General features: G+C 72.8%; 17 protein-coding genes. 10 read left to right on the forward strand and 7 right to left on the reverse strand.

The genetic code is table 11. From position 1 onward, the window contains the following. Positions 1 to 393 precede the first annotated feature (393 nt). The gene (gene lysA / locus ACZ5T9_RS05380; RefSeq protein ID WP_464834291.1) at positions 394 to 1,731 is read left to right on the forward strand and encodes a diaminopimelate decarboxylase; all 1,338 of its coding nucleotides are present in this window, start codon (positions 394 to 396) and stop codon (positions 1,729 to 1,731) included. 172 nt (positions 1,732 to 1,903) lie between these two features. Here the strand turns inward: lysA and ACZ5T9_RS05385 are convergent, their stop codons facing one another. Further along, positions 1,904 to 2,920: a PH domain-containing protein gene (locus ACZ5T9_RS05385; RefSeq protein ID WP_464834292.1), complete on the reverse strand. Its 1,017-nt coding sequence runs from the start codon at positions 2,918 to 2,920 to the stop codon at positions 1,904 to 1,906. Positions 2,921 to 3,382: 462 nt separating this feature from the next. Between ACZ5T9_RS05385 and ACZ5T9_RS05390 the strand changes: the two genes are divergently transcribed. The 5 genes from ACZ5T9_RS05390 (at position 3,383) to ACZ5T9_RS05410 (ending at position 11,359) form a co-directional block, all read left to right on the forward strand. Further along, positions 3,383 to 5,041 carry a peptide ABC transporter substrate-binding protein gene (locus tag ACZ5T9_RS05390; RefSeq protein WP_464834293.1) on the forward strand — a complete coding sequence of 553 codons (1,659 nt, stop codon included), beginning with the start codon at positions 3,383 to 3,385 and terminating at the stop codon, positions 5,039 to 5,041. A 348-nt stretch (positions 5,042 to 5,389) separates the two neighbouring features. After that, entirely contained in the window at positions 5,390 to 6,301 is a 912-nt protein-coding gene (locus tag ACZ5T9_RS05395; RefSeq protein ID WP_006903423.1) for an ABC transporter permease, read from the forward strand. 27 nt (positions 6,302 to 6,328) lie between these two features. After that, positions 6,329 to 7,282, forward strand: coding sequence for an ABC transporter permease (locus ACZ5T9_RS05400; RefSeq protein ID WP_464834294.1), 954 nt, complete (start codon positions 6,329 to 6,331; stop codon positions 7,280 to 7,282). 42 nt (positions 7,283 to 7,324) lie between these two features. Beyond that, positions 7,325 to 9,790, forward strand: coding sequence for an ABC transporter ATP-binding protein (locus ACZ5T9_RS05405; protein WP_464834295.1), 2,466 nt, complete (start codon positions 7,325 to 7,327; stop codon positions 9,788 to 9,790). A 267-nt stretch (positions 9,791 to 10,057) separates the two neighbouring features. After that, positions 10,058 to 11,359 carry a C40 family peptidase gene (locus ACZ5T9_RS05410; protein ID WP_464834296.1) on the forward strand — a complete coding sequence of 434 codons (1,302 nt, stop codon included), beginning with the start codon at positions 10,058 to 10,060 and terminating at the stop codon, positions 11,357 to 11,359. Between the two features lie 214 nt (positions 11,360 to 11,573). Here the strand turns inward: ACZ5T9_RS05410 and ACZ5T9_RS05415 are convergent, their stop codons facing one another. Next, positions 11,574 to 12,116, reverse strand: a complete 543-nt coding sequence (locus ACZ5T9_RS05415) for a hypothetical protein (protein WP_464834297.1) — start codon at positions 12,114 to 12,116, stop codon at positions 11,574 to 11,576. Positions 12,117 to 12,777: 661 nt separating this feature from the next. Between ACZ5T9_RS05415 and ACZ5T9_RS05420 the strand changes: the two genes are divergently transcribed. The 3 genes from ACZ5T9_RS05420 to ACZ5T9_RS05430 all read left to right on the forward strand — a co-directional run bounded on the left by ACZ5T9_RS05420 (position 12,778) and on the right by ACZ5T9_RS05430 (position 17,368). Further along, positions 12,778 to 13,347, forward strand: coding sequence for a 3H domain-containing protein (locus ACZ5T9_RS05420; protein WP_464834298.1), 570 nt, complete (start codon positions 12,778 to 12,780; stop codon positions 13,345 to 13,347). Positions 13,348 to 13,854: 507 nt separating this feature from the next. Next, positions 13,855 to 17,064 carry a M36 family metallopeptidase gene (locus tag ACZ5T9_RS05425; protein ID WP_464834299.1) on the forward strand — a complete coding sequence of 1,070 codons (3,210 nt, stop codon included), beginning with the start codon at positions 13,855 to 13,857 and terminating at the stop codon, positions 17,062 to 17,064. An 85-nt stretch (positions 17,065 to 17,149) separates the two neighbouring features. After that, a complete protein-coding gene (locus ACZ5T9_RS05430) occupies positions 17,150 to 17,368 on the forward strand; it encodes a hypothetical protein (RefSeq protein ID WP_464834300.1) in 219 nt (72 codons plus the stop codon). Here ACZ5T9_RS05430 and ACZ5T9_RS05435 read toward each other — a convergent pair. The 5 genes from ACZ5T9_RS05435 to ACZ5T9_RS05455 form a co-directional block, all read right to left on the reverse strand. After that, positions 17,348 to 18,709, reverse strand: a complete 1,362-nt coding sequence (locus tag ACZ5T9_RS05435) for a DUF7916 family protein (RefSeq protein WP_464834301.1) — start codon at positions 18,707 to 18,709, stop codon at positions 17,348 to 17,350. The two genes, ACZ5T9_RS05430 and ACZ5T9_RS05435, sit on opposite strands and share 21 nt — an antisense overlap. 50 nt (positions 18,710 to 18,759) lie before the next feature. Beyond that, a complete protein-coding gene (locus tag ACZ5T9_RS05440; protein ID WP_464834302.1) occupies positions 18,760 to 19,311 on the reverse strand; it encodes a PTS sugar transporter subunit IIA in 552 nt (183 codons plus the stop codon). Next, positions 19,304 to 19,549 (reverse strand): PTS sugar transporter subunit IIB, encoded by a 246-nt coding sequence (locus tag ACZ5T9_RS05445; protein WP_006903434.1) that lies wholly within the window; start codon positions 19,547 to 19,549, stop codon positions 19,304 to 19,306. The genes ACZ5T9_RS05440 and ACZ5T9_RS05445 overlap by 8 nt, the downstream gene beginning before the upstream one ends. A 165-nt stretch (positions 19,550 to 19,714) precedes the next feature. Further along, entirely contained in the window at positions 19,715 to 20,848 is a 1,134-nt protein-coding gene (locus ACZ5T9_RS05450; RefSeq protein ID WP_006903435.1) for a PTS transporter subunit EIIC, read from the reverse strand. A 147-nt stretch (positions 20,849 to 20,995) separates the two neighbouring features. Then, positions 20,996 to 21,919 carry a PRD domain-containing protein gene (locus ACZ5T9_RS05455; protein ID WP_464834303.1) on the reverse strand — a complete coding sequence of 308 codons (924 nt, stop codon included), beginning with the start codon at positions 21,917 to 21,919 and terminating at the stop codon, positions 20,996 to 20,998. Positions 21,920 to 22,468: 549 nt separating this feature from the next. On the opposite strand from ACZ5T9_RS05455, the gene ACZ5T9_RS05460 reads away from it, so the two are divergent. Further along, complete coding sequence (locus ACZ5T9_RS05460; RefSeq protein ID WP_464834304.1) at positions 22,469 to 24,559, forward strand: DUF2512 family protein; 2,091 nt, start codon at positions 22,469 to 22,471, stop codon at positions 24,557 to 24,559. The last annotated feature ends 109 nt before the right edge of the window (positions 24,560 to 24,668 follow it).

Consider the following 24,668-nt stretch of genomic DNA (forward strand, 5'->3'; position numbering starts at 1 on the left):
AACGTGAGAGCCAGCGGGCGAGGTGGGCGAGCCGGCGGGGCGGGGCCAGCCTACCCGTTGGGCGAAGCACGGCCGCGGGCCCAGGGTGAGGGTGGAGCCAGGCGGCGAGACGAGCAAGTTGGCAGTGCGCCCCACATGCCGTGGCGGGTGCGCCATCCCTTGGGTGGCGCCTTGTCCCGGCTTGGATGCCTGTGCTAACCTAACGCCAACCCGTGCCAAATCCCGGCGAATCCCGCCCCGGACCGTCTGCACCTCGCCGGCCCGGGACCGTCCGTGACTGCCGGGCTTGCCGGGAGCGGTGCGTGCTTTGGTTGGTGCCTTTGGTTGCGTGTCTTTGCTTGAGCACAAGCCGGACACCCGGAGTACCACCGGCATCACCAGGAGGAGAGCGCCTTGCCGCAGCCGGAGCTGCAGTCCCGCACCATCTGGCCCCCCCTCGTCACCAGCCCCCGGGGGCATCTGGTGATCGGCGGCGCCGACGCCATCGAGCTGGTCGAACGATTCGGAACGCCCCTGTACGTCCTGGACGAGACCGTGATCCGACAGCGCTGCCGCGCCTACCGCGAGGCCATGGGCGGCGCCGGCGTCATCGCTTACGCGGCCAAAGCCCTCTGCACCACCGCCATCCTCCGCATCATGGACCAGGAGGGGCTCTGGGTCGACGCCGTCTCCGCCGGCGAGCTCCACACCGCCCTGGCCGCCGGCTTCCCGGCCGGCCGGATCCTCCTGCACGGGAACAACAAGAGCGACGAGGAACTGCGCCTGGCCATCGAGACGGGAGTGGGCCGGGTCGTCGTCGACAACTTCCACGAGCTCGACCGCCTGGCCGCCATGGCCCGGGCCGCGGGCCGGTCCGTACCCGTGCTGCTGCGGGTGGCGCCGGGGGTCGAGGCCCACACCCACGAGTTCATCCGCACCGGCCAGCAGGAGTCCAAGTTCGGCTTCGACCTGGCCACCGGCCAGGTCCTTGAGGCCCTGGACCGCGTGCTGGACGAACCGGCCCTGGACTGGCACGGCTTCCACTGCCACATCGGCTCGCAGATCCTGGCCGTCGAGCCCTGGGAGCAGGCGGCCCGGATCATGATGGACCTGGCCGCCGAGGCGCACCGGCGCACGGGCCGGTTCGTCCGGGAACTGGACCTGGGGGGCGGCCTGGGCATCCGCTATGTCCCGGGCGATGAGCCGCCCTCCATCGCGGAGACGGTGACCCGCATCCGGACCGCCGTGGAGCGGGCGGCGGGTGAGCGCGGCCTGCCGGTGCCGCGGCTCATCCTGGAGCCCGGCCGCTCCATCGTGGGCGAGGCCGGGGTCACGCTGTACACGGTGGGGTCCGTCAAGCGGGTTCCGGGCCTGATGCCCTACGTGGCCGTCGACGGCGGCATGGCCGACAACCCCCGCTACGCCCTCTACCGCGCCCTCTACACGGCCGTGCTGGCCAACCGGCCCCTGGACGAACCGGCCGAGAGGGTCTGCCTGGTAGGCCGCTACTGCGAGTCGGGCGACATTCTGATCCCGGAGATCGAACTGCCGCGGGTCGAGCCCGGCGACGTGGTGGCGGTCTTCAGCACGGGCGCCTACAACTACAGCATGTCCAGCCAGTACAACCGCTTCCCGCGGCCCGCCATGGTGCTGGTACGGGAGGGCGAGGCCGCCGTCATCGTGGAGCGGGAGACCTACGACGATCTCTTGCGCCACGACCGCATCCCCCCGTCCCTGGAGCGGGAGGGCTAGGGGGCCTGCTGCGGCAGGCCATCGGCAGCGGGGCTGCCCTAGGGGGCTGCCGGCGGTGCCGCCGATGCCGCGGGAGTCCGTTGCTTCCGTGATCCCCACCGGGGTCTGGGGCGTCCCGGTCCCGCCGGGGCAGGTCCCGGGCGAGGGCCGGTCAAGGACGGAGAAGGGCCGCTCAGCGGCGCGAACCGCAGCCCCCTTCGACCACGGCCTGGGGGCACCGTTCCCGCAGGAGAGCGATGAAGCCGTCGCGATCCAACGGAGACACCAGCACCGTCTCGCCCTGGTCGGTCTCGATGGCCACCCGGCGCAGGCACGGTGCCGGGCTTGCAATCGGGTTCCAGGTCGGGCGAACGCGGCGGATCCGGGCCAGTCGGATGTCGAAGTCCGCAAACCCCACCCGGATTTGCAGGTGGGTCGGCGTCACACGGTAGTAGGACGGGCGCCAGAAGGTGAAGCCCACCACCAAGAGGTATGGCCCCAAAGCGACAAGCCCGACGATGGCCGTCTCGTCGCCGCGCAGCGCCATGAAGAAGGGAATCAGCGGCGGGATGGCCGTCAGGGCCAGCAGGATCGTGCTGCGGGCGGCGGGGAAGTCGACCACCTCCGGCCAGGGGCCGTCCGGCCCTCTCGCGGCCGGCGCCGTCGGAAGGCGCAGCCCCGCCCGGTACACCCCCGCGCATCCCCCGATCGCCACCGTCAGCAGGGCCACGATCCACAGATAAAACCAGGGTGTAAGGCCAGCCCACCGGCCCAGGGCGACGGCGGTGACGCCCACCGTGAGATGCAGCAGCGTGGCCATGAGCAGGAACTTCATCCCGCGGACCAGGTGGCGGCTGGCGCGGGCCATGGCCCGGGCCGTCTCCGGCCGCGGTTCGACGGGCCAGTTGAGCAACGATGCCGGCAATCGCGTCACCGCCGTGACCAGCGCGTAGAGGAACACGCCGATCCCCCAGAGGCCCCAGATGCTGGCCCTGGCCCCGAAGCCATCGGCCTCGCCCCGCAGGTTGAAGTGCACCGGAATCCGGTCGGGCAGGTTGGGCCAAAGGGCGATGATCCACGCTAGGGCCGCCAGGAGCAAGAGCGCCGACAGGATCTCAAGGACCCACTCCCAGACCGTCATGGGCTCCCGCCAGCCTTGCTCCAGCTCGTCTTGCGCGGCGTCTTTGCCCCGGGTAGGCTGTTCGTCCACCGTGGTTGCGCCGGAAGGCGCGGAGGGCAGAGGCTTCCGTTCCGGTGGGTTTTCATGCATCACGGGCTCACCTCGGGACTCGACCCGGCTGCGAACCGGCTTCCTGCGCCTGGCAGTATCCCCCTATAGGAAAACCCAACCTTCGTCTGGACGTTTCCCTGCCGGGCGGAATGTTCCCTTCCCCTCGGCTTTGCCCAGCGTCCTATGGGGGCTTCCAGCGGGTGGGCTACCGTTCTGCCGACCCCGAAGACGGGCGGGGGAAGCGGGCCATTGCCTGCGATATTGCGCAATGCACTGCCCCACAAGCAGGAAATAGCGGTTTCGGCTAAGAAATGCCCATGGCGTTGGATCCTGGGGGACCGGCAGGCATGGCGGTGCGGTGGCTGTGGTCGCGAGGGGGCGGCCGCCGCGTTGCGGACCCCGGGCCGAGAACCCCCGGACGGGGAGCGAAGGGGTGGTACGGTGAACCAAGGAGGGTGGCACCGAACCGTTCTACGGCGGATTCGCCGTGCGGGCGGTGCGGTCCTGGCGGGCGTGGTGCTGGTCGCCCTGATCCTCGGTGGTTGCGGCTCGCCGGGTTCCGGCGGGAGCGGCGGCGAGGAGCAGGTCCTCAACGACAACATCGGATCGGAGCCGCCGACGCTGGATCCGGCCCTGATGACCGACCTGACCAGCTTCCAGATCGTCAACTCGGTGATGGAGGGCCTGACCCGCATCGGTCCCAACGGGGTCGAACCCGGCATGGCGGCCGAGTGGGGGGTTAGCGACGACCAGCTGACCTACACCTTCCACCTGCGGGATGCGGTGTGGCAGAACGGCGATCCCGTCACCGCCGAAGACTTCGTCTACGCCTGGCTGCGGGTGCTGAATCCGGAGACCGGGGCCCCGTATGCATACCAGCTTTACTACATCAAGAACGCCGAGGCCTATAACAGCGGTGAGATCACGGACCCGTCCCAGGTCGGCGTCAAGGCGCTGGACGAGAAGACCCTGCAGGTGACCCTTGAGTCACCCACACCGTATTTCCTCAGCCTGACGGCCTTCCCCACCTTGATGCCGGTGCACAAGGCGACGGTGGAATCCAACCCGGACTGGGCCGGGGAGGCGGCCACCTATGTGGGCAACGGTCCCTTCAAGATCGCCGAGTGGGTCCACGACAGCCACATCGACCTGGTGAAGAGCGACACCTACTGGGACAAGGACACCGTGCGCCTGGAGAAGATGCACATCGTGATGGTCAACGAGGGCGCCACGGCGGAGACCATGTTCGCCAACGGCGAGCTGGACTCCAACGGCAGCTTGAACCCGCAGGACATCCCCCAGCTGCTGGCCAGCGGCGAGGCGAAGACGTCGCCCATGATCAGCGTGACGTCCATCTACTTCAACACCCGCAAGGCGCCCTTCGACGACCCGCGGGTGCGCAAGGCCTTCACCCTCGCCCTGGACCGCAAGGCCATCGTCGAGCAGATCCTCAAGGGCGGGCAGAAGCCGGCCCTGGCCTTCGTGCCCTTCGGCATTCCCAACCCGGTGACGAACCAGGACTTCCGGGAGGAAGGCGGCGACTACTTCAAGGACGCCGACGCCGAGACCGCGCGCCGGCTGCTGGCGGAGGCGGGCTATCCCGACGGCCAGGGCTTCCCCAAGGTGACCTACTTGTACAACGACAACGACACCAACCGGGCCCTGGCCGAGGCCTACCAGCAGATGTGGAAGCAGAACCTGGGGGTCCAGGTCGAGCTGCAGTCCATGGAGTGGAAGGTCTTCCTCGCCGCCCAGAAGCAAGGGGACTACGACCTCAGCCGCGGCAACTGGGTGGGCGACTACCTGGATCCCATGACCTTCCTCGACCTGTGGGTCACCGGCGGCGGCAACAACCGCGTGGGCTGGTCCAACGCGCAATATGACCGGTTGATCGAGGAGGCCAAGGCCACCGGCGATCAGCAGGTGCGCTTCCAGAACATGCACGAGGCCGAGAAGATCCTGATGGACGAGATGCCCATCGGCCCGATCTTCTTCGGGGTCAACGTCTACCAGGAAAAGCCCTACGTCAAGGGCGTCTTCCGCACCGCCCTGGGCACGACGGACTACAAGTGGGCCTACATCGAGGGCAAGGGGCAGTGAGCCTCGAGCCGGGGCGCCCGGCTCGCCATAAGCGCCGCTTCCGCCGCCGGGGGAGCCGCCGTCGCGGGCGGCTCCCCCGGCCGGCGGCGGGGCGCGTTACCGCGGGTCCCGGGAGCCCTCCCGCCACCCTGGCCGCAGCGGGACGGCAGCCCGCCCCCTGCCCGCCCGGCACGCCCGCGGTGCGACCGGCCCCTCGCCGGACGTTGGCGCGTATCGCCCTGGGTGACCCAGGCGACCGGGCCCGTGGCGCTGGGGGGCTGCGGGCCCGGTTGTGATGCCTTGGGGGCGGTCGGGTTGTGATGCCTTGGGGCCGGTCGAGGCGGCGTTCATCCCGAAGGAGGCAGCACGGTGAAGTACGCGGGCCAGCGCCTTGTGGTGACCCTGATCACCCTTTGGGCCATCGCCAGCCTGACCTTCTTCATGATGCGGGCGGTGCCCGGCGGTCCCTTCGCCGCCGAAAAGGAACTGCCGCCGGCGGTCCTGGCCAACCTGGAGGCCCGCTACCACCTGGACTGGCCTCTCTGGCGCCAGTATCTGGACTACCTCTACCGCACCGCCGTGTGGGACCTGGGGCCGTCCTTCACCTACCCCAACCGGACGGTGAACGACATCGTGGCCGACGGGTTCCGGGTCTCGGCCGCCCTGGGCGCCCTGGCCATCGGCGTCGCCCTGGTGGCCGGCATCGGGGTCGGCGTGGCGGCCGCGGTCTATCACACCCGCTGGCCCGACCGGGTGGCCATGTTTGCCGCCACCCTGGGCATCTCCATCCCCAACTTCATCCTGAGCGGTCTGTTGATCTACGTCTTCGCCTACCATCTGCGGTGGCTGCCGGCCGGCCTGTGGGGCAAGCCCGCCCAGGCGGTGATGCCCACCCTGGCCCTGGCGGCCCTGCCCACGGCGGTCATCGCCCGGCTGGTGCGGTCCAACATGCTGGAGGTCCTGCGCCAGGATTTCATCACCGTCTGCCATGCCAAGGGGCTGAGCCCGCGGCGGGTGATCTTCGTCCACGCCCTGCGCAGCGCCGTGCTGCCCGTCATCACCTACCTGGGCCCGCTGGCCGCCGGCGTCCTGACGGGAAGCTTCGTGGTCGAGAACATCTTCGCCATCCCCGGGCTCGGCAAGTACTTCGTGCAGAGTGTCACGAACCGCGACTACTCCGTCATCATGGGCGTGACAATGTTCTACAGCGCGCTGCTGGTGGTGGCCAATGTGCTGGTCGACGTGGCGTACCGGCTGGTCGACCCGCGCATCCGGCTGTAGGTGGCGCCGTTACGGGAGGATGACGCCATGGCGACCCCCTCGACCCATCCCCTGCCCGGCGGAGATGCCGGTTCCCTGGCCCCCCCTTTTCCGGGAGGAAGCGGTGGGGACGGACTGCTCGCCGAGACGCTGGCAGCTCCGGCGCCCGGATACTGGCAAGAGGCCTGGCGGCGGTTGCGGAAGAACCCGCTGGCCATGGCGGGCCTGGTGGTGGTGGTCCTCATGGTGGTGGCGGCCGTCGTGGGGCCCATGCTGTCCCCCTACGGCTACGAGGAGCAGGTGCTGGCCGAGGCCAACCAGCCGCCCAGCGCCGCCCACTGGTTCGGCACCGACCATCTCGGGCGCGACATCCTGACCCGGGTGCTCTGGGGGGCGCGGGTGTCCCTGGCGGTCGGCATCATGGCAAGTCTGATCGGCCTGACCATCGGCGTCACCTACGGCGCCATCGCCGGGTTCTACGGCGGCCTGGTCGACAACGTGATGATGCGGATCATCGACGTGATCTACGGCCTGCCCTTCATCCTGTACGTGGTCCTGCTGGTGGTGGTCATGGGCCCGGGGCTGGACAACGTGTTCATCGCCCTGGGCGCGGTGTACTGGACGGGCATGGCCCGCATCGTGCGCGGGGAGGTCCTGAGCCTCAAGCAGCGGGAGTTCGTCCTGGCCGCCCGCGTGATGGGCGTGCCGCCGTGGCGGGTGGTGTGGCGCCATCTGGTGCCCAACGCCATCGGACCGATCCTGGTCACCATGACGCTGCTGGTGCCCGAGGCCATTTTCAGCGAGGCCTTTCTGAGCTACCTGGGGCTGGGGGTGCAGGCCCCCTTCGCCTCGTGGGGCGTGCTGGCGGCCGAGGGCAACCGCGCCCTGCGGGCGGCACCCTGGGCCCTGTTCTTCCCCGCCACCTTCATCTGCGTCACCATGCTGGCCTTCAACTTTCTCGGCGACGGGTTGCGGGATGCCCTGGACCCGCGGCTGCGCTAGACAAGGACGACATGGCGATCTTGCAATCAAGGAGGCAGCGCTGTGGGCGGGACGGGTGAGGTAAGGGCCGGCTCCGGGCCAGCCCCGGCGACGGAGCCGGCGGGCGGCGGCCGGGCTGTGGCGGGGGTGAAACCGCAGGGCCCGGACGATCCGGCCGGCAGCACGGTGCCGGGGGCCCGGCCCCTGCTGGAAGTGGAGAACCTGGAGGTCACCTTCTTCACCGCCGAGGGGCCGGTGCCCGCGGTGCGGGGGGTGAGCCTCACCGTGGGCCAGGGCGAGGTGGTGGCCCTGGTGGGCGAGTCCGGGTCGGGCAAGTCGGTGACCGCCCGGGCCATCACGGGGCTGGTGCCGCCGCCGGGCCGGGTGGTGGGCGGCCGGATCCGGCTGGGAGGCCGCGACCTCCTCGACCTGAGCCCAGCCGCCTGGCGCGCCATCCGGGGCCGGGAGGTGGGGCTGGTCTTTCAGGATCCGATGACCTCCCTCGACCCCCTGTTCACCGTGGGCGACCAGCTGGTGGAGGCCATCACCGCCCACCGCCGGATGCCCCGGGCCAGGGCGCTGGCGCGGGCGGAGGAGCTGCTGGCGCTGGCCGGCCTGCCGCGGCCGGCCGACCGGCTGCGCCAGTATCCCCACGAGCTGTCGGGCGGCATGCGCCAGCGGGTGCTGATCGCCATGGCCCTGGCCACCCCGCCGCGGCTGGTCATCGCCGACGAGCCCACCACCGCCCTGGACGTGACCATCCAGGCCCAGATCCTGGCGCTCCTCGACGACCTGCGCCGCCAGACGGGCGCCTCCCTGCTGCTGATCACCCACAACCTGGGGGTGGTGGCGGAGCTGGCCGACCGGGTGTACGTGATGTACGGGGGCCGCATCGCCGAGGCCGCGCCCGTCGACCGGCTCTTCGCCCGGCCGGCCCACCCCTACACGCGGGCGCTGCTGGCCGCGGTGCCCGATCCCTTCGCAGCGGAGCCGCGGCCTCCCGACCCCATCCCCGGCGATCCCCCCGATCCGCGGCGGCTTCCCGCCGGCTGCCCCTTCGCCAGCCGGTGCCCGCTGGCGGAAGAACGCTGCTTTCACCAGGTGCCGCCGTTGCGGGAGCTGGCCCCCGGTCACGTGGCCGCTTGCTGGCTGCTGGAAGAGGCGGGCGAAGGGGAAGGGCCCGCCGGCCGGGAAGCGCTGGCCGGAGGCGGCGGCCAAGGCGCCCCGCTGGCGACCTCCGGCCGGGCCGCTGGCGGACCGGGCAGTGCCGGGGCCGGCGCGGAACGCGCCTCGGGCCAGGGTGCGGCGGGACCGCGGGTGCGGGTGACCTTCGGCAGCGGCCCTGGGGAGCCGGTTCGTCCCCACGATGGACGGGGGTTGGGGCCGGACCCGGGGCAAGCGACTTGGCAGGATCCCTGGCAGCCCCCGCGGGAGGCCCCGGGGCAGGCGACCCGGACCGTGGGGCAGGATGGGCAGCGGGACCTGGGGCAGGCGGGCCGGCAGGATCGGCGGCAGGCTCCCCAGGCCGCCCGCGGCGGGGCGGCGGGCGGTGATCCCAGGCAGCCGGAAGTCCTGCTCCGTCTCGAGGATGTGGCCACCGTCTTTCCCGTCCAGCGCGGGTGGCGGCAAACCCGCTTCCTGCGGGCGGTCGACGGCGTGTCCCTGGAAGTGCGGCGGGGCGAGACCCTGGGGCTGGTGGGGGAGAGCGGCTGCGGCAAGACCACCCTGGGCCGCACCATCGTGCGCCTGTACCGGCCGGCCCGGGGACGGATCCTCTTCCGCGACCGGGACCTGGCCCCGCTGGACGAACCGGCCCTGCGCCCCGTGCGGCGCCACCTGCAGATGGTCTTCCAGGACCCGTACGCCTCGCTGGATCCCCGCATGCGGGTGGAAGATCTGATCGCCGAGCCTCTCCACCTCGTCCCCGGCCTGAGCCGTCGGGAGCAGCGGGAACGGGTGCGGGCCATGCTGGCGCGGGTGGGGTTGCGCCCCGACCACGCCTTGCGCTATCCCCACGAGTTCTCCGGCGGCCAGCGCCAGCGCATCGGCATCGCCCGGGCGCTGGTGGTGGAACCCGAGCTGGTGGTCGCCGACGAACCCCTCTCGGCCCTGGACGTGTCGGTCCAGGCCCAGATCCTCCACCTGCTCGGATCCTTGCAGGAGGAACTGGGCCTCTCCTACCTGCTGATCACCCACGACCTGGCCGTGGTGCGGCACGTCTGCCAGCGGGTGGCGGTGATGTATCTAGGGCGGGTGGTGGAGGAGGCGCCGGTCGAGGAACTCTTTGCGCGGCCCCTGCATCCCTATACCCAGGCGCTGATGGCAGCCATCCCCGTCCCCGACCCGGTGCGGGCGCGGCGCCGGGAGCGGCAGCTGGTCCAGGGCGAGCCGCCCGATCCGGTGAACCCGCCTTCGGGCTGCCCCTTCCGGACCCGCTGTCCCCTGGCCCAGGCCCGCTGCGCGGAGGAGGTGCCCGAACTCCGGGAGCTGGCGCCGGGGCACCGGGTGGCCTGCCATCTGGCCGGATGAGACTGGAAAGCCGGTTGAGGCCGGAAGGGAAAGGGCGTGCCGGCCTCCCAGGCCGCTGAAGAGGCCGGTCCGCTCCCGTGGGAAGGCCGGCTCGCTGCGGTGCGCCGCCGTTTCCTCGTCCTGCTTGCCTGTTGCGGACGGCGCGCCGGCCCCCTACAGGTGCCGGGCTGCTGGGTGCGGTGGGGGCAAGGCAGGGGGCGGGCGGCACGGGCGCCGGTTTCGACTCCGGAGGCGGTGCAAGGTCAAGTCCGAGGGAGGCGGCAAGGCATGGCAACCCCTTCGCCTGCGAGCGCCGGTTCAGGCCAGGAGAGCCCCGTGGGGCCCGCGGTCACCCGCTGGGTGGCCGTAGCGGTAGCCACCGTCTGGCGGGATCCCGGCCGGCCCCGGCCCGTCGACCTGCCGGCGCTGGCGGCCCCCGCAGGCTTGCGGGAGTGGCTGTCCGCCCTGGACGTGGAGGCCCGGAAGGACCTGGTGGGCCGCATCGAGACCCAGGTGTTGCTGGGCCAGCCGGTCACGGTGCTGGAAGAACGGGACGGGTGGGCCCGGGTGGCCGTTCCCGAACAGGCGGAACCCGGCGCTCCCGGTGGGTATCCGGGCTGGATCCCGGGCTGGCAGTTGACGGCCGATCCCGCCTGGGCGGCGGTGGCGCGCCGGGCGGGTCTTGCCGGGGCACCGGCGCCGGAGGAAGCCGGGGAGGGCCTGACCACCGCGACCGTCACGGCCCTGACCACGTGGCTTTACCACCGACCCCACCCGCAGGCTCGCTGGCTGGAGGTGAGCTTCGGCACCTGCCTCCCCGTCCTGTCCTACGGAGACGGCGGCAGCGGGAGCCTGCCTGCGGTCTTGGACGGCAGCCCGGCGGCGGGAGGTGGCGAGGCCGCCGGTGGAGCGGAGGGCGAGTGGCTCCCCGTGGCGGTGCCCACCCCCAACCCGGCGCCCGGGCACAGGGCAGCCTTGACCCCGGACGCGGGCGGCGGCGGTCCGGCCCGGGCCGCCACGGCGGGCCCGGCGCCCGGCGATCCGGCCCGGCACCGGCACGCCAGCGGCCCGATCGAACTCCCGGCGGCCGAGGATGGCCCGCTGGCCGCAGGACCTCCCACCGTGGCGTGGGTGCGGCGGGCGGCCGTGCGCCTGGACCCTCCCCGCCGGGTTCCACCCGCTGGCCAGGCTTCACCCGCCAAGGTGCCGGGGACGGCCCTCCTGGAAACGGCGCGCCGGTTCCTGGGGCTCCCCTACCTGTGGGGCGGCACCTCGGGCTTCGGCGTGGACTGCTCGGGTTTTGTGTACCTGGTCCACCGCTTCCACGGCCTGCTGATCCCCCGCGACGCGGCCCCGCAGCGGGACCACGGCGACGGGCGGCCGGTGGCGCGGGACCGGCTGCAGCCTGGCGATCTGGTCTTCTTCGCCCACGACGGCGGCAAGGGCAGCGTGCATCACGTGGGGATGTACGCCGGCGACGGCCGCATGATCCACGCCCCCAGCTCCGGGCGGGTGGTAGAGGAGATCCCCCTGGACACGCCGCCCTACGGGGAGAAGTACGCCGGGGCCCGCCGCTACCACGCGGGCTAGCCGGCCGGATCCCGGGAGGCCACCGGCGCGGGCGGGCTTATGCCACGCGGCCGGCTTGCGGCGGCGGGCGCGGTTCTTCCGGTGTCCTGTTGCACAACGATTCGGGCCCGTAAAGAACCGGGCCCGCGCGGGCCCGGTTCCCGATCCGGCGGCAGGGCCGGCGCGCCAGGCGGGGCGCCGCTCCGCCACCTGGTGCCAGGGGCGGCGTCGGGTCCTAGCTGCCCGTGCCCTCCAGCCGGATGCCCGCCCGCCGCAGCAGGCGCAGCACCGCCAGGGTCAGGGCGCCGTCGATCAGGTGGTGCACCGCGGTGCCACCGGTGGTGAGCCACGCCTGGAGCGCCGTGCCGGAGGCCAGCCAGACCACCAGGCCTTCACCGGCGGCGTGCACCGGCAGGGTCAAGAGCAGCGCGGCCCAGAGGGGCCATCCCCGGCGCAGGGCCCAGGCACCCAGGACCGCGAAGGGCACGTGCACGAAAGCCCGCGCGGCCACCACCGGGCCCAGGGTGAGGAAGAACCCGGCCGTGGCGCCCAGGCCCACCATCACGGCCACCCCCGGGCCCAGGGTCATCGCCAGCATGGGCGGGACGTGGGACGCCAGGGTGGCGGTGTAGTAGGGGCCGAGGGTGAGCTGCAGCGTTCCCCGGAAGAAGATGGGGATCATCAGGGCAAGGGCGGTCAGCAGACCGCCCAGCACCACCTGGCGGGCCACGGGCGCGGTGGCGGCAGGCGAAGCCTGCGGGGACGTCCTGGCGGGCATGCGATCCTTCCTCCCCGGGCGGGTACCCCCGGTCCTGCGGGGTACCGCACCGTTCGTGTTGGGTGCCGCACGGCCTGGGACGGGCTGCGCCCCGCGGCGGCCACTCCCTGCGATGCGGGCGCGTGGCTCAACGCGCCGGCGGGCGTGGTTGCCGAGACTCCGGCTCTGAAGCCGAGATCCGGAAACGGTGTATCGACACCGGAGCGATTGTATCTATACATCTGTATCTACAGGTGTATATACACAGGGGCAGCGATACAAATCAACAGGCACCTTGGGCGCGGCCTGGTCGCCGGCCGCAAGGACCACGATGGGGCGACAAGGAAAGCGGGGGCGATCCTGCGAAGGAGAGCACGGGCCGGTTCGTTCCGGCCTGCGTCCCGGTTCCACCACGGGAGGTTGGCCACGGGAACCGCCCGAACCCCAGGTTCCGCCACTGGCGAAGGAGGGGGCCATGTCGCCGCGGCGCCGCTCGAACGAAGGGACAGGCGGGCAGGGGCAAGACCAGGCCCCCGGGGGGCACGGACCCCGGCGTACCACGCCCTCCCATGGGCAGGGGGACGGGACCCGGCTGGATCCGCCGGGGGCCCGCCGGCAGGCTCCGGGGGAACCTACTGATTCCGGGCATGCCGGGCCAGCCGGCTCCCACGCTCCCGCTGCTTTGACGCCTGGGCGCGGGGCTCCTGGTTTCGAGGGGCTGACCCGGCCGGGTGATGCCGCCCGCCGGCGCCAGACGATCCTCCAGCTTCTGGCGCGAGCGGAGGAACCCGTCCCGGGCCAGCGGCTGGCCGGGCAGCTGGGCGTCACGCGGGCCGTGATCGTCCACGACATCGCGCTGCTGCGGGCCCAGGGGGAGCCCATCCTGGCCACCCCCGCCGGATATGTCCTGAACCGGCCTCCGGCCCGCTTCACCTGGCAGGTGGCCGTCGAGCACGGCCCCGAGCTGGAGACCATCCGCCGGGAGCTTTACGCCATGGTGGACCAGGGCGTGACGGTGCGGGACGTCATCGTGGAACACCCGGTCTATGGTGAACTGAGGGGGCTCTTGGACCTGCGCTCGCGGCACGACGTCGACCGGTTCTGCCGGCAGATGGCGGCCACCGGGGCCGAGCCCCTGCTCACCTTGACGGGCGGCCCGCACCTCCACACCCTGGAGGCCGACGACCCCACCGCCCGTGCCCGGGTGGAACAGGCCCTGCGCGAGCTGGGCTTTCTGCTTGATAAGGAGTAAGCCCCTGGCGCCGGAGGGGAGCCTGGGGGTCCCGGAAACCCGGGGCGCCGTCCCTGGTGTGGACTGTGGGGGCCCGTCCCTGGCGTGGACCGTGGGCCCGTCCCTGGGGGGACCGCCGGTTCTTCCCGCCACGCCCGAACAGCGTGCCGGCCCGCCCCCGCCTGCTCCGCTCGCCCAGCTGTGCCGCCCGGCCCGCCCCCGCCTGCTCCGCCCGCCCACCTGTGCCGCCCGGACGCCCCGCCTGCCCCGCCCACCCCCCTGGGCCGCCCGGCCCGACCGCCCCGCGTGCTCCGCCCGCCCCACGGCCTGTCCGACCCCTTCTGCCCCGTCCACCGGACCCGCCCGCCCCTGGGCTTGCACCCGATCCTGCCGGCGCGACCGCCCTTCTGCTGTGCACAAAGTCTATCCCGCCCGCGAATCCCTAAGTGAATCCCCAGGGGATGGCAGGAATCGCCGCCCGTCAGGGCCGGAACCCGGGCCGGTCCGGGCGGGGGAGGAGGGGACTGCATGTCCAAGCGGCAACGGCGGGCCGCGCTGGCCTGCCTGGTGACGGCCGCTCTCATCGCCCTCTCGTTCCTTACGGCACCCGCCCAGGCCTTTCAGGGGCTCGATGCGCGGGCGCATGGGGACGAACGGGCGGCGGCCCTGGAACCGTCCCTCGACATCCGGGACGACCTGCAGGCCCTGGACCTGCGGGAGCGGACCCGGGAGGCGGCGGCACAGCTGGCTGCCGAGGTCGGCGGCGGCCTGCGCATCCGGTGGAACCCCTTCTACAAGACCCCGTCCATGATCACCCGCAGCCAAGGCTACCTGACGGGGCCGGCCGAGGGCCAGGCGGTAGAGATCGCCCGGCGGTGGCTGCGGGAGCATAAGGACCTCTTCGGCTGGACCGACGAGGTGGTCGACGGGCTGAAGGTGGTCCGGGACTACGCCCTGCCCGGCACGGGCCTGCGCCCGGTCACCTTCCAGCAGACCTTCGGCGGGATCGAGACGGCCGCGGGCGGTCGCATCATCGTGGCCGTCAACCGGGAGGGGCGGATCCTGTCGGTGGCGGCCAGCGCCCAGCCGGCGGCGCCCGTCAAGGGCGGGTTCGACCTCAGCGTGACCGAGGCCCTGGAGAAGGTGGTGGGCGCCCTGGCGCCGGCGGTGGACTACGTGCCCGAGGTGACCGGCACCCGCGCCGGCTGGACCGTCCTCGCGCAGGGGCCCTTCGCCACCGTGCAGTACGCGCGCAAGGCCCTCTTCCCCATGGGGAAGGAGCTGCGGCCTGCCTGGCGGATCCTGTTCATCCCCAAACTCACCGAAGGTTACGAGGTCCTGGTCGACGCCACCAGCGGCCAGATCCTGTACCGCCGCCCCCTGGTGAACTTCAGCGGGCCCGAGGGGCTGGTGTTTGAGAACTACCCCGGGGCGCCGGCGGGGGGGAGCCAGGTGGTGAAGTCCTTCGCCGGGGATCCCAGCGCCTCGCCCAGGGGCTGGGTAGGGGTGCTACCCGGTGTCAGCGGTCCGACCACCTTCGGCAACAACGCCGACACCTTCGCCAACTGGAGCAACTTCCTGGTGCCGGAAGGACCCGGGCTCGTTCGTCCGGTGAACCTGCTCTCCCACTTCAACTATGCCTTCACGGACCAGTGGGGTCGCACCCAGTGCCAGGCGACGCCACCCTCCTACGCCGAAGACGTGGAGGCCGCGGTGACCAACCTCTTCTACCACCACAACCTGTTCCATGACCACCTCTACAAGCTGGGGTGGACGGAGCCGGCCGGCAATATGCAGCTCGACAACTTCGGCAAGGGCGGCCAGGGCGGCGACCCGATCCTCGGCCTGGCCCAGGCGGGGGCGCTGACCGGCGGCGAGCCGCTCTACACCGGCCGGGACAACGCCTACATGCTGACGCTGCCCGACGGCTTGCCCTCCTGGAGCGGCATGTTCCTCTGGGAGCCCATTCCGGGGGCCTTTGAGGGCCAGTGCGCCGACGGCGATTTCGACGCCGGGGTGATCTACCACGAGTACAGCCACGCCCTGTCGAACCGGCTGGTGGCCGGCGGCGAGGCCCTCAACAGCCACCAGGCGGGGTCCATGGGCGAAGCCTGGGGCGACTGGTACGGCATGTCCTACCTGATCGCCCGGGGGCTGCAGGACCGGCCCATCGTCGGCCAGTACGTCACCGGCAACAGCAAGACGGGCATCCGCAACTACGCCCTGGATCAGAGCCCCCTGGGCTTCGGCGACATCGGCTATGACATCACGGGGCCGGAGGTCCACGCCGACGGCGAGATCTGGGCCGTCATCCTGTGGGACGTGTGGAAGGCTCTGGTGGGCAAGTACGGCAAGGCGCAGGGCGCTCGGATCGCCGAGCAGCTGGTGACCGATGCCATGCCCATCTCGCCGCCCGATCCCAGCATGATCGACATGCGGGATGCCATCCTCACGGCCGACGTGGACCGCTACCACGGCGACCACTTCGATTTGCTCTGGACCGCTTTCGCCCGCCGCGGCCTGGGGGCCGGAGCCGTGAGCAACACCGGCGACGACACCGACCCCCACCCGGCCTTCGACCACCTGGCCAAAGCCCGCAACGGCCGGCTGGTGGGGACGGTGGTCAACGCCACCACCGGGAAGCCCATCGCCGGCGCCCGGGTGATCATCGGCGAGTACGAGGCGCGGGTGAGCCCGGCGGCGGTGACAGGAGCCAAAGGCGGCTTTGCCCTCGACATGGTGGACGGTGCCTACACCGTGACCATCCAGGCGCGGGGCTTCGGGGCCCGGACCTTCCGCAACATCAAGGTCGCCGCGGGCCGGACCACCTCCCTGCGCTTCAGCCTCCAGCCCAACTACGCCTCCCTGGCCAACGGGGCCAAGGTGATCCAGGTCAGCCGTCTGGGCGAGGACGCCACCCTGCCGGCCAAGAACGCCCTGGACGACACCGAGGCGACGGTCTGGGCCACGGCCGTCAACGACCAGGGCTATGACGGCGAGTGGATCGTGGTCGACCTGGCCGGTGATCGGCCCGTGCCCATCACGGCGGTCCAGGTCAGCGCCTTCAAGGACATCGCCAAGGCGCGCTTCGCGGCCCTGAAGGACTTCACCCTGCAGGTGTCCACCGACGGGGTGGTGTGGAAGACCATCCTCCAGGGCAGCTTCCCCACGGAGAAGCCGCGTCCCGTGGCGCCCGCCCTGCACTACAAGCTCTGGACGCTGAGCCAGCCGGTGCAGGCGGCCTACATCCGGTTCTTCGCCGATAGCGCCCAGGACAACAGCCTGGGATACGCCCAGGTGGCGGAGATCCAGGTCTTCGGCGGGGACCGGGCCACGGCGGTCGAACCGGCGCCGCTGCCCAAGGAAGATCCGATCATCGAGGAGGGGACGGTCCAGGTGGGCAACCCCACCTCGGACACGGTGGGCGGCGTGACGCAAAACGAGTTCGTCGCCACCTGCAACCCCGACCCCTCCAGCCAGGGCCTCGACGGGTGGGTGATGGAGCTGCCCGAGTCCTTCGGTGACGGGACCCATCGCATCACCGCCGCCGGCCCGGGCACGGGGACCTACGACTTCGACCTCTATTTCTATGCGGCGAACTGCCAGATGCTGGGCAGCAAGGCGTCGGCCGCCGCCGACGAGTCGGCGGTGATCCCCGGCGGCACCCGGTTCGTGGTGGCCGCCCTGTGGCTGGGCGCCAGCGTCCCGCTGCGGCTGATCGCCGAACCGTCCCAGTGAGGACGAACCGGCCGCGGCGCCGCGGAATCCGCCGGCGGCCCCGGCGCCGGCGGGCGGAGCGGGGGACGGCTTCCCCCGAAGGGGAGTGCCAGCGGGCAGTGGAGGAGCGGGGCCGGCGGGGCGCCTGCAGGCGCCCCGCCGGCCTTTGCCCGGGCACCGGGACGAGCCCGCCACGGGCCGGGTTCTTCTGGACCTGGGGGCCGGGCGGCCGGCCGACCTTCCCCACAAGGTGGCCGCCGGGGTGCTGGATCCCTTCCTGGACCGGGCGCTGGCGGTTCTGCAATTACCGCCGCCAGGGCGATAGGGCCATGCGCCGGTAGGTGTGCCGCCGGCCGCGGATGGCGATGCCGTAGGCCATGATGTTCTCCGGCAGGGCGATGCCGTGGTAGCCCGCATCCCCCAGATGATGCACGTCGAACCCCGCCGCCTTGGCCATCAGGGCGATCTGCCGCACGGTCTCCTCGCCGGCCCCCTCCTGGGAAGTGCCCACGGTGCTCATGGCCAGGGCGCCGGCGGCGTGGACCGCCTCCACCCAACGGCGCGCCTGGTCCAGGGTGACTCCCGGCACGGTGGCCGGCGCGGGCAGGACCACCAGGTCGACCCCGGCCGCCACCAGGTCCTTGACGTCACCCTCGTCCAGAAAGGGTTCCTGCCCGAACCAGCGGCCGGCGCCGTGCATGCGGCCGGCGGCCAGCAGCAGCCGCTCGGGCGGAAGAATCCGGCGGATGGCCTCCGCCGCCCGGAGGATGCCTTCCGGGCTGACCCCCGTCTGGGGGTTGCCGGTCAACAGGATCCACTGGGCCCCTTGCTCCACCGCCCGCAGGGCATTCTCCGGGGTGGCCCGCCGCCCCGGCGGCACCCGGTCGCTGGGCTCCAGGTTGATCCCCACCACCCGGCCGGCCAGCAGGGCCAGGGCGGCCAAGGGGCGTGCCAGGTCGAGCGCCCCGGCACCCGGCAACGCCTGCCCGGCGAGGGCAGGGGCCGCGGGTTGACCCGCGGGTGCGGCGGGTGCGGAGGCGGCCGGCATGGCGGCACCACGACCGGTCTCGGTAGACGCGGCAGAGGCCGGAGCATGACCGGGCGCGGTGGTCGCCACCCCGGCTGGCATGGTGCCGGGCGCGACGGCCGGGGCCCCGGCTGCCGCCTGGGCGCGCCCGGTCAAGGCCGGCGGGGCAGCCGGCAAGGTGGCGGGCTCGCCGGCAACCGCCGCCGGACCCGGCGCGGCCCAGGCGGGGGCCGCGCCGGCCGGTTCGTCCCAGCCCGGCAGGCCGGCGATCCGGGGCGCCCGCACGTCGTAGACGTTGACCAGCAACAGGTCCGCACCGAAGGCGGCGGCCAGCTCGCCGTTGGTCACGCCGTCCACCAGGGGCGCGGCCACGGCCACCACCTCGGCGGCCAGCACCCGGCCCTCGCTGGCCGCGATGGCCTGCCGCAGGGCCGTGCCCCGCAGGCGCACCAGCTCGGCCGGTACCAACTCCAGCAGCCGCCCTGCGGGCCGGCCTTCCGGCGCCGGCGGCACGGCAGCCTGTACGGCGGCAGCCCGCACGCTCTCTTGCGGTGCCCCCGCGGCACGCGGCTGCGGGGATCCAGAGGGCTGGGAGAAGTTCTCCCCGGCGGGCTCGCCGGGATGGAACGGGACGTTCACGGTTCGACCTCCTGGGGTTTCGCCACCCGGCATGCGCCGCTCGCCGGTCCTCAGGCGGGCCCGGCGGCCCATACCACCCGGAACAGCACGCTCTTCCCCGCCAGCGCGGTGCCCTGAGCCAATGGCGCGACCCGGCCCCCCAGCTCGTCCAGGTTGGTGACCAGGACCGGCGAGAGAGGGGAGCGGGCTCCTGCCTTGAGGCGCTCCAGGTCGATCCGGATCAGGGGCTGGCCCGCCTCCACCTGCTGCCCCACCGCCACCAGGGCCTCGAAGGCCCCCTCGGCGTGGGCCGAATCGATCCCCAGGTGGATGAGCAGCTCGACGCCCTCCGGCGTCCGCAGTCCCACGGCATGGCCGGTGGGGAAAAGGGCGGTGACGGTGCCGGCCAGCGGGGCGATGACGGGGCCCGCCTGCGGATCCAGGGCCACCCCGTCGCCCACCATCCGCTCGGCGAAGACGGGATCCGGGACCTCCTCCAGCGGGACGACCCGGCCCGTCACCGGCGCCGGCACGGCCAGCTCCCTGCGGTCGCCGCCGCCGGCCGGCTCCGCCGCGGCGGCCCCGGCCGGGCCGCCGCCGGCCGGGTTCGGCCGCTCACCCACGGCCCAGAAGCTCCTTCATCTCGGCTTCCAGGTGCTCGGCGCTGGTACCGAAGACCACCTGCACGGCGCCGCCCCCCATGCGCACCACGCCCATGGCTCCCTGGCGCCGCAGGGCGGCTTCGTCCACCTTCCCCGGATCCGCCAGCACCAGGCGCAGTCGGGTGATGCAGCTGTCCAGCTCCCGGATGTTGTCCGGTCCTCCCAGGGCCTCGATGACGGCCCGGGCCTTGTCCGACATCGTTCTCGCCTCCCCGGCTACCAGATCGGGCCGCGCCGTGGAGCCACCGCGGGCGGGCCCGGCGACGCCGCCCGGGCCCACCCGCTTCGTGGCTCTCTCCGCGCGGGTTGGGACGTGGTCCCGTTCCGGGGCCGGGTCTGCGACGAACCCGGCCCCGGTTTCAGACTAACCCTGCGGATTGCTGCGTGTCTCCACCGGCTCCCGGCCGGGCGTGGGCAGGTCCAGCCGCCGGATCAGGAACCGGAACAGGAAGTAGTAGACCACGCCGAAGACCAGGCCGATGGGGATCAGCAGGGCGGGCTGGGTCGCAATGCCCCAGTTCAGCACGTAGTCGATGAGACCGGCGGAGAAGGTGAACCCGTGGCGGATCCCCAGCTCGTAGACCAGGGCCATGGAGATGCCCGAGAGCACCGCGTGGGTGATGTACAGCACAGGTGTCAGGAACATGAAGGCGAACTCCAGCGGTTCGGTGATGCCGGTGACGAAGGAGGTCAGGGCCGCGGAGAGCAGGATGCCCCGGGCCGCCGCCCGGTTCTCCGGCTTCGCCTCGTGGATCATGGCCAGGGCGACGCCGATCAGACCGAACATCATGATCGGATACCACCCGGCCATGAAGATCCCGGCCGACGGGTCGCCGGCGAAGAACCGGTGCAGGTCGCCGTGGACCACCTCGCCCGTCTGGGGGTTGGTGAAGTCGCCGAAGACGAACCAGACCAGGCTGTTGATGATGTGGTGCAGGCCGAAGGGCAGCAAAAGCCGGTTCAGCACCCCGAAGACGAAGACCCCCGCAGCCCCCGCCCCCACGATCCAGTTGCCCAGGGCGTCGATGGCCTGCTGGACGGGGCCCCAGACGAACCCGAAGACCACGCCCAGGACCAGGGCCCAGAAGGCGGTGACCAGCGGGACGAACCGGCGCCCGCCGAAGAAGCCCAGCCACTCCGGCAGCCGGATGTTGTGGTAGCGGTTGTACATGGCCGCGGCCAGCGCGCCGGTGAGAATGCCCGCCAGGACGCCCATGTTGAGGTCCTCGTTGATGGTGGTGAGGGTCTTCTGGAACACCACGTACCCGACCAGAGCCGCCAGTCCGGCCACACCCGCCTGGTTGGCCAGGCCGATGCCGACGCCGATGGCGAACAGCAGGGGCAGGTTGGAGAAGATGGCATCCCCGGCCTGCGCCATCACCGGAATGTTCAAAAGGTCCGGCTGGCCGAGGCGCAGCAGGATGCCGGCCGCGGGTAGCACCGCCACGGGCGCCATCAACGCCCGGCCCACCCGCTGCAATCCCCCCATGACGTTCATCGCGGACACCCCTCCTCTGAATATGTCCACCTTGCCAGCAAAAAACCGGAGGATGCACGGCCTTGCTGCCGGGCCGCGCACGCCTCCGGTTCATGCCGGGTCGAACCCGTAACACACCGGGTTTCGATGGTGGTCTAGGCATCGCCTTTATTCGCGCCCTGAGGGTGCCGTTCCTTCCGGGGGCCTGCCCTCCAGCATGAGTTTGGCCAGGTGCAGGGCCACGTAGCCCAGGTCGTCTTCGGGGACGGGCTTGCCCAGCCGCCGGGCGATTTCCGCCCCCATCTCCTCCGCCAGGGCCATGGCCTGGGGGAACTCCTCCCGGATCCGGGGCAGCAGGGGGTTGGGGGTTCCGCCACCCCGCGCCACGGCGTCGACCAGGTAGCGCAGGTGGGCCACCAGCCGGGCGTGATCCAGGTTGCCAGGGCGCAGCGGCACCTCGAGCCGCCGCCGGACCCACTCCACCAGCTCGTGCACCAGCGCCGTGTCCCGGGCCGGCTGCTTGACCGGGACGCCCGCCCGGGCCGCTCGCAGGTGCAGGGCCACGAAACCGGCTTCCGCCGGTGGCAGAGCCGGCCCGCCGGCAGCGGCCACGTCCGCCAGCAGCTGGCGGGCCAGGAGCAGTTCCTCCGGGAACAGCACCTCGATCTCGTCCAGGAAAGGGTTCTCCAGGGGGAGGCCCTGGCGCACCCGGTGCAGGGCGAAGGCCAGGTGGTCCACCAGGGCGGGCACGATGTGGGGGTCCACCGGCTCGCCCAGGGCCGCCTCCGCCCGCTGCACGAGCCGTGCCACCACGCCCGGCAACCAGTCCGGGGCGGGCACCGCCGCCGGTTCGGCAATGTAGACGGCTTCGATGGCGGGATCACCGGCGGCAACCCAGCGGGATTGCCGGGACCGGTAACCCAGGCCGCGGCCCTGCAGCACTACGGCCCGGCCGTTCCCGTCCCGGGCCAGGACCGCGTTGTTGTTGAGGACTTGCATCACCCGGTACCCCGCCGGGCCCTCCTCACCGGGCCCGGCGATGCCCCGGCCGGGCCGCGCCCGGCGCGCCTCGGACTGGTGGTCGCGGGACATCGCCGGCCCTCCTTCTCGCCTGGCAGGATGCGCATAGGGTGCCATGGGTACCCGCCTCGCGCCCCGCGCCCGTGGCTCTCGGCTGGGCGTCGCCCCTGGGTTCGCGGGCGGCCGTCCGCGATCCTGCCGCCACCGGGGCGATCAGGGCAGGCGAGACAGATGGCCATCACGACAGGTCGAAGGACTATAAGGCTTTGACCCGATAGGCCGCCCTGCGGCCGGAACCGGCCGGCGGCATCGCGGCGGGCCGTCGCCGGGCTCGTCGAGAATTGTCGCACGAATCTCGTTGATTTCGTGGTATTTCGGAACATTTCGTGCCAGGAAATGGACAGGTCCGGGCGAACTTGGGCCAGTACCCGCGGCGGGCCGGTGCCCCGGCGAGGCGAGACCCCGCCCCGGCCGGGACGGTGACCGGGTTCTGCCCGGGTGGACGCGGGACCGGTGGGGGGAGCGGGCATGGGGATCCGGGATATTCCGGGCATGGCGCGGATGGCGTGCCTTCCGGCACGCTGGACGGCCAGATCCTCCAGATCGGGGTGGGAAGGCAGGGTGCTGCGGGCCGGGCCGGCAGCAGCCGAGGAGCAGGGCCTTCCCCCCGGGCCTGAGGGGGACCGGCACCGGAGCGCCGCCGGCGGGTGGCGGTGGCGCCAGGCCGCGGGCGTCATCCTCACGGTGGTGGCCAGCGTCACCGCGACCGAACTGGCCCGCCGCGCAGGCAGCCCGGCCTGGCTGGTGGTCCTGGCCGCAGCCGTACCTCTGGCGGCGGGTACCGCCTGGCTCGACCGGCAGTGGGGCCGCTGGTGCCGGCAGGAAGACGACCGGCGCTGGCTGGTGGAAACGGTCCTGGACGAGTTCCGCTCCCGGGCCACCGCCGTCACCCTGGCGGCCGGCATGTTGCGGCGCAGCCGCTCCCAGGCCTCCCGCGGGGCCTCTGCGGTAGATCCCGCGACCCCGGCCGCGCCCGCTGGCCCGGCCTCGCCCGTCTCGCCGGCGACCTTCCCGGCGGTGCCGGCTCCCGCCTCCCCGGTGGCGCCGGCTGCCGCGGCTAGGGAGACTGCCGCCATCCCCAGACCCCGGCTTCCTGATCCCCCGGACAGGCCGGACGCCCGCGCGTCCCTCGCCGGCCCTGGCGGCGGGTGGGGGCGCATCGTTCCCCTTCGCGTGCAGGAGGGGTTGCCCGCCGGCCGGTTCGCTGACGAGCGGTCCCACACCCACGTGCTGGTCCAGCTGGAGGCCGAGGCCGAGCTGCTGCGCCTCAGCGCCTTGCAGCTGGCCTGCTGGCTGCGCCTCCAGACCCGGCGGGTGCGGCCCGAACGGGAACGGGTCGACCTGGCCGCCGTGGCCGAGCGGGTCGCCCGCCGGCTGGCTGCCGTGGCCCTGGCCCGCCAGGTGCAGGTCACGCTGGCCGGCCGGTCCGGGACGGCCATGGTGGTGCGCGGCGACCGGGCGTTGCTTGAGCTGCTGTGCTCGAGCCTGGTGGCGGCGGTCATCGACCGCTGCCCGCCCGGAAGCCGCCTGGAGATGCGGGTTGACGGTGACGGGGCGGCGGTCGTGCTGGACCTGGAGGCGCAGCTGCCGGCTCCGGGCGGCGACGGGGGCCGGCCCGGGATGAACCCGGCGGAGGGCAGGGCGGTGCTCTTGCCGCAGGCGGTCCGCGACGCTCGGCCTGGCGCCGTTGCGGCCGGCTCCCGGGCCGGCGGCCCGGCAGGCCCCGCCGGTTCCACTGCAGGACGAACCGGCCCCGCGGGAGGGGCGGCCGTGGGCAACCGGTGGCGCCGCGGCGTGACCTCGCCCCTGGCCCTGGAGCTGGTGGCGGCGGTAGCGGGCCTGCACGCCGGCCGCTGGCGGGCGGCGCCCGGCGGGTTGCGGTGGACCGTCGAGTTGCCCGCGGCCCACGGCCCCTTCGGCATCCTCCGGTCGCTGGTGCGCCCGGCGCCCTCTCCAGGTTTGCCGGCTTCGCGCCCCAGTCCCCTGGTCAAGGCGCGGGTCACCCCGGGGATCGTCTCGCCGGTGGCGGGTCTTGCCGCCGCCCGGGCCGCCGCCCCTCGCGCCCTTGCCCGGCGGGCCACGGTCGTGGCGCCGGCGGTGGTCCCCGGCGGGGCCAGGGTGGCGCCCTCGCCGGCGCGGTGGGCCAGCCCGCGCCGCGCCGGCGGTGCGCGCCCCTTGTCCCCTGGCGGCCCTGGGCGGCCCGCGGGGCAGGCCGGGGGTCCGGCCGGCCGGAGGCACGGGTGGCGGCCGCCCGGGTTGCGGGGAATCCTAACCAGGGTGAGAGCCGTGCCGCACCTCTCGGCGCTGGCCGTGAAATTCGTCGCCACGGCGGCCGTCCTGCTCTGGATCCTCCCTGCAGGCGGGAGCATGGCCGGACCCGGTGCTCTGCTCCTTCTGGCTGCCGCCGTCACCCTGGCCGGTTACGTCACCGGCGATCGCATCGTCCTGCCCGTCGGCGGGCAGGCGGTGGCGATGGTGGTGGACGTCCTGCTGGCGGCCCTGATCCTGGCGGTGGCCGGCTACCTGTGGCCGGCCCTGGCCCTGCGGCCGGGACCGGTGGGGCTGGCGTCCCTGGCCCTGGGCATCGCCGAGTTCTTCTTCCACCGGTACTTGAAGACACGGGGGCTGGCCCGGCCGGTGCCGGGAGAGTAGCGGGCACACCGTCCCGCACCCTTCCGGCCGCAGCCAGGAAACCCGAAAGCCCGGATACCCGGAAGACCGCGGGGTCACCCCCTGCGACGGCCCATTCCGCAGCGGCCCC

The sequence above is a fragment of the Thermaerobacter nagasakiensis genome (assembly GCF_055396825.1).